5 protein-coding genes and 1 pseudogene are annotated in these 4,564 nt (G+C 59.4%); 1 reads left to right on the plus strand and 5 read right to left on the minus strand.

The window, feature by feature from the left end:
- The coding region (locus tag ABIB00_RS38820; RefSeq protein ID WP_354107989.1) for a TCP-1/cpn60 chaperonin family protein at positions 1-341 on the plus strand (341 nt) is incomplete at its 5' end.
- Positions 342-769: 428 nt separating this feature from the next.
- On the opposite strand, the gene ABIB00_RS38825 is transcribed toward ABIB00_RS38820, so the two are convergent.
- From ABIB00_RS38825 to ABIB00_RS38845, 5 genes and pseudogenes are all read right to left on the minus strand, one after another.
- On the minus strand, positions 770-1,147 hold the full coding sequence (locus tag ABIB00_RS38825; protein ID WP_354107990.1) for a hypothetical protein: 378 nt from the start codon (positions 1,145-1,147) through the stop codon (positions 770-772).
- A 22-nt stretch (positions 1,148-1,169) separates the two neighbouring features.
- Positions 1,170-1,586: a hypothetical protein gene (locus ABIB00_RS38830; protein ID WP_354107991.1), complete on the minus strand. Its 417-nt coding sequence runs from the start codon at positions 1,584-1,586 to the stop codon at positions 1,170-1,172.
- A 129-nt stretch (positions 1,587-1,715) separates the two neighbouring features.
- Positions 1,716-2,282, minus strand: coding sequence for a prolyl oligopeptidase family protein (locus ABIB00_RS38835; protein ID WP_354107992.1), 567 nt, complete (start codon positions 2,280-2,282; stop codon positions 1,716-1,718).
- Positions 2,283-3,261: 979 nt separating this feature from the next.
- Positions 3,262-3,648 (minus strand): ectoine synthase, encoded by a 387-nt coding sequence (locus tag ABIB00_RS38840; RefSeq protein ID WP_354107993.1) that lies wholly within the window; start codon positions 3,646-3,648, stop codon positions 3,262-3,264.
- A 554-nt stretch (positions 3,649-4,202) separates the two neighbouring features.
- Positions 4,203-4,442 (minus strand): annotated as a pseudogene (locus tag ABIB00_RS38845) (IS3 family transposase); the annotation flags it as partial.
- Positions 4,443-4,564: the final 122 nt, after the last annotated feature.

Consider the following 4,564-nt stretch of genomic DNA (forward strand, 5'->3'; position numbering starts at 1 on the left):
ACGACCAGAAGACCGGCGTCGAGATCGTGCGCAAGGCGCTCTCCGCGCCCGCTCGCCAGATCGCGATCAACGCCGGTGAAGACGGCTCCGTGATCGTCGGCAAGGTCCTGGAGAAGGAGCAATACGCCTACGGCTTCGACTCGCAGACGGGCGAGTATGGCAACCTGGTCAGCAAGGGCATCATCGACCCGACCAAGGTAGTCCGCACCGCGATTCAGAACGCTGCCTCGGTTGCAGCTCTCTTGATCACCACGGAAGCCATGGTCGCCGAGCTGCCCAAGAAGGGCGGCGCCGGTCCGGCGATGCCCCCGGGCGGCGGCATGGGCGGCATGGACTTCTGATCCAACTCTCTCAAAAATGCGATCCCCGGCAGAAAAATGCCGGGGTCATTTTTTGCTCGCGACCTTTTCAGTTCGTTGTCCTGATCTCGCGCTATGCGCTGCGGAAATGACGATTAGCAGTTGCTAAACGTTCCGTTTTGGATTTCCAGTCTGCTGGTAGGCATGTCACCGGTTGACAAGCGGATGATCGCCGTTTTGCACAGTCTTTCCCTGCGGCTTCAACATCGGCGGCTTGGCAAGGCGAACACCTGAGAACGGGCCGTCGCGGTACACCATTAGCGCTCTGACTAAATGGCATCGTTCCCGCGCTTTTCCATCGCTGTAAACGGATGCGCGAGCCAGGTGGTGGTCTCCCGGAAGGCGCGATCCTCATCTCGCCTAATTTGGGCCGATCTGTTGCGCCGTCCACAACCAGAGACATCGCCAACTCAATCCAGACGGAAGATCTTTCGCCCAAGCGCTACAATTTCCCGGTCGGTCGGAGGATTACTTGTCTCGACGTGCAGGGTGAGATCCGGCCTGTTCACTCTCAGGAAGTTCATCAGCTCGGTCTTCTCGGTGCCCGGTCCGATGATCAGCAGATCGGTGCAGCTACTCAGGGCCCGACCTACCCTGACGACAAACGTCGGATCGTCCTTCACGTCGGCAGAGCCAGTATGCGCTTTGCAATCACGACCCTGGGGCGCCAAATGCGCGCGTACGGCCATCGCGCTGACGCCCGTTGAGCCTATGGAGAATACCTTGGCAATGAGCTGGTCGATCCACACGACCGCATGCGAATGAATCTGAGTTGTCTTTTTGCTCATGAATGGGTTCCATTGCCTTTCGTCATTTACCTCTCCCTGGGGCGCAAGGCCGCACGCAAATTCCGTGCGACTGGCGGGTGCAATCATGGCTCGAATGATGAGGCGTAAACCGTCTCGCTACGTTGATGTAGCCGGAACAGATCGCGTTGACCGCCTGCCGCAACGCGAGTGCTGCGACTTCATCGAGCGTCACGAGCAGGCGGCCACTGACGATGCCGCTGATGTTCGCTTTGTTTGGCAGCTTTAGCTTGATCGGTCCGTTGGGCCCCAAGAGCAAATACTCGCGTTCGATGGAGCTTATGGAGCGCATGGCGCCGGTCGCATGAACTTTGCGTTCATTATCCCTCAGCACGAAGTGTACAGCCACGGCATCGGTCGGCTCCCCACGGAAGATCTCGCGCGCTTGAACGAGCGGCTGAGCGCGCTCGAGCTCCTTCACGACGATAGGGTAGCCCGCCTGCGTCAGGGTCCCTTCTCCCCAATCTCCTGCGATGAGAACCGTGTGGCCGTCGACCCAGCTGACGGCCTGCTTTCCCGCCGGAAGACCGAAACGGGTGTGACTACGACCTTAGTGTCCCGGTCGAACTCTCGGACGAGCAGCGTCCTTACCGCCATCAGAAAGCGGGACGAGGCACAGGCGCTCTTCGGGCGGCGAGGAGCACCTGATACGCCATGGTTCGCAACGCGCAGCAGTTGTGAGGCAAGGGCCTTTGAAAACCAATTTCTTATCGGCGACCGCCAGCGCCTCAATATCGAGGATGGTCAACCAGTTTGGGTCCTGGCTGCGATAGCTGTCAGGCCTGGTACGCTGCCAGATGCCGCGCACGTGGTTTTCATCTCGGCAGAAACTGCTGAGACCCCGCCGTTCCAACGAAACATACGAAATCCGGTCTTTGGCCTGAAGGATGCTGAGCGCCTCCTCATAGAAGCGCCGATTGCGGGGATCTGATTGGAGCATGCCGAGCGTCTTGTCATTCTCGGCGCGGGCCCAATCCAGTGCGCGCGGCTCTTCGATTTGCTCGAGGCAAAGGAAGGGATCGTCCACCCGGGCCGCAGCGGCCGACTTCTGGGGCACCGCCGTGAAGGACAAACACGTCAGCGAGAGCAACACGGCGGCGAGGAGCGAGTGTTTCATGGGAGTGATCCTGGACTGGGTGGGCCGTCCGGCTCGCGCGACTTGCGAGCTGGCCGGAAGCGGACAGAAGACGGACATTCGGTCTCGACAGCGGACATGGGCGGGACCGTGCCCGCCGGCCCGAACGAAGCAAGCAGCGTGCCGCCTGAAAATTGAAGGTTCTCCAGTCGCTCAGTCGCGCCCGTTGGCTCAAACCTGACAATGCGGTGTTAGCTTCGAACGTATTGTGATGAGTTTACGCTTCTCACCGATGGAGCAGAGGTGCCCTGCCTTGGCATTTCACAGACCCGCCCGTCACCGCGCTAGAAGCATTTATGGCGCGCTTAGCCTGCAAACGGCACGTGTCAAGAACGGCCCTCGCGCGGAGGATTTGCCGTGGTTGACGAACCCGCCGAGACGGCAGTCGTTCTCGCAATTCGCAGGCATTTCACGAAGTGACCTCGCACTCCGCGGGGTCGATCAGAATTATTTGGCGCAAGGCAGCCTTAGGACTCCACATAGCCAATCACCTGCGCAGGTTCCCCCGAGTGAGAACGAGAACTGTCTCCACGGAATCAGGCACAGGCTCTCGGCTTTCGTCAAAAACGTCAGGGCAACGTCTCTTGGTGGTTCACTGCGAGCGCCGCCACCAGCGGCAGTTCGCTACTCACTGACCTCCGAGATCGGCGGCATGCCAGGGGTAGGTTGGTCTTACCGGTCGGCAGCAGCCGTCGTGATCTCCCGACTCTGCGGTGTCCGATCGCTGACAGGGGGCCAAGGTCGCAAGCGTCAATCCTGTTCGAGGGGCTGGATTGGAGGTTGGTCCGCCCGGAAGAAGCGCGGCGTCCCCAGGCGGCTGGATAACTGCGGCAGAATGACTCGGAAGCTATTTTGAATGTGACGCACGCGGCGGTGGTGTGCTCGAATTAGCACATGAGCATCGCGGCGCTGCGCGACGAAAATGAACGACTGAAGGCGCTTTTGGCGCGGTACACCTTGCTTAATATGCGGAGCCTGCCGGGTCGTTGAGCTTGTGGCACTCGGTTCCGTTGAGGGGCGGGTTAAAGATACTAACGAGGATCAGATCCCTGTCTCGACCCCCGCGCAGAAGATGCTTGTCATGCTTGTCTAGCACATACATGTCGCCCTTGCGAATGGGGAAGATATTGCCGTCCATGTCCTCCACCTCGCCCTCTCCGGCGATGCAGTAGCAGGCTTCGAGATGATTACGGTATTGCAGAAGCGAGATGGTCTTAGCGCGCACTACGGTGTGGCAGATGCTAAAGCCCATGCCGTCCTTAGCCGTCAGGAGGCGGTGGCTAGTACCATTGCCCCAATCGACGAAGTGATCGGTCGCTTCAACATCGTGCAGGCTCCGCACAATCATATTGTTTGATTCCAGGAATACAGGTGCAAGTCACCATTGTAAAAGCGCGGAGGCCATTGTTCTGACCTAGAAGCGCGGCTTCCGCGCGCTCCCGAAGCGGAAAGCCAAGGTATGGCTATTTGGACCGGGCAGGCCGGCAAGAATGGGCCAACCATGTCCTCCACTGCCATTCGCCCCATTCCTGAAACGGCGCCGTCCTGGCCTCGCCGGGAAGCCGTAGCCCAATCATGAGAGGAGAGACCTCGCCACGATGGCGCGCGCGGCGGCCGCGGTAGTATCAGGATCGATTGAGCAAGTTTCATCTGAACTCTTAGAAGTGAGCTGCTAGATTGTTATGGTCGCAACGGATGCCCCCTCTCAAGCAACCGATGTGCCAACGACGTTCTGAAAACACTCCTGAAAAAACAATGCGCCTCTCGCCGCGCTAGCTGGCGTCCTGCCGTCACGCTTGCGACATCGACGTCTTGAACGAGACACAGCTCAACACAGGACCGCGGAGGGTCAATGGTGACGATTGCGCCAGGTTCCGGCGCGGATGGCAGGTGAAGGAGAACTCGGACGGGGTGTTCCATCCGAGGCGCGAGGTCGAACACGTCGGGCTTGGCCTCGTTGCATGACCGATACACCTTGCGCGCTGTTCGCTCGGTCTTTCAAGGACGAGAAGAGCTCTCCATTGCAGCGTTGTCCCAGACCTTGCCTGACCGGCTCATTGAGCAGACCACGCCGTGATCGGCCATCAACCGCTGGAACTGCTTATTGGTGTAATGGGCGGATTCAAACGGTCGTCGCAACACCCTGAAGTTGGAGGTTGCGATGAAAGTTGCGCATTTCGCTGATGGTGAGCGGCGATTTCACGCGATGGTGAGCAGGTATTTCGCGCGATCGTGAGCGGCCGCCTTGACCGACATGGTGATTG

The sequence above is a fragment of the Bradyrhizobium sp. LB14.3 genome, assembly GCF_040547985.1.
GTDB lineage: Bacteria > Pseudomonadota > Alphaproteobacteria > Rhizobiales > Xanthobacteraceae > Bradyrhizobium.

What these genes read in the sequence shown, in the direction of transcription:
- ABIB00_RS38825 (WP_354107990.1), bottom strand. Translation starts at nt 1,147, where the DNA reads ATGAGCAAAAAGACAACTCAGATTCATTCGCATGCGGTCGTGTGGATC.
- ABIB00_RS38835 (WP_354107992.1), bottom strand. Translation starts at nt 2,282, where the DNA reads ATGAAACACTCGCTCCTCGCCGCCGTGTTGCTCTCGCTGACGTGTTTG.
- ABIB00_RS38840 (WP_354107993.1), bottom strand. Translation starts at nt 3,648, where the DNA reads ATGATTGTGCGGAGCCTGCACGATGTTGAAGCGACCGATCACTTCGTC.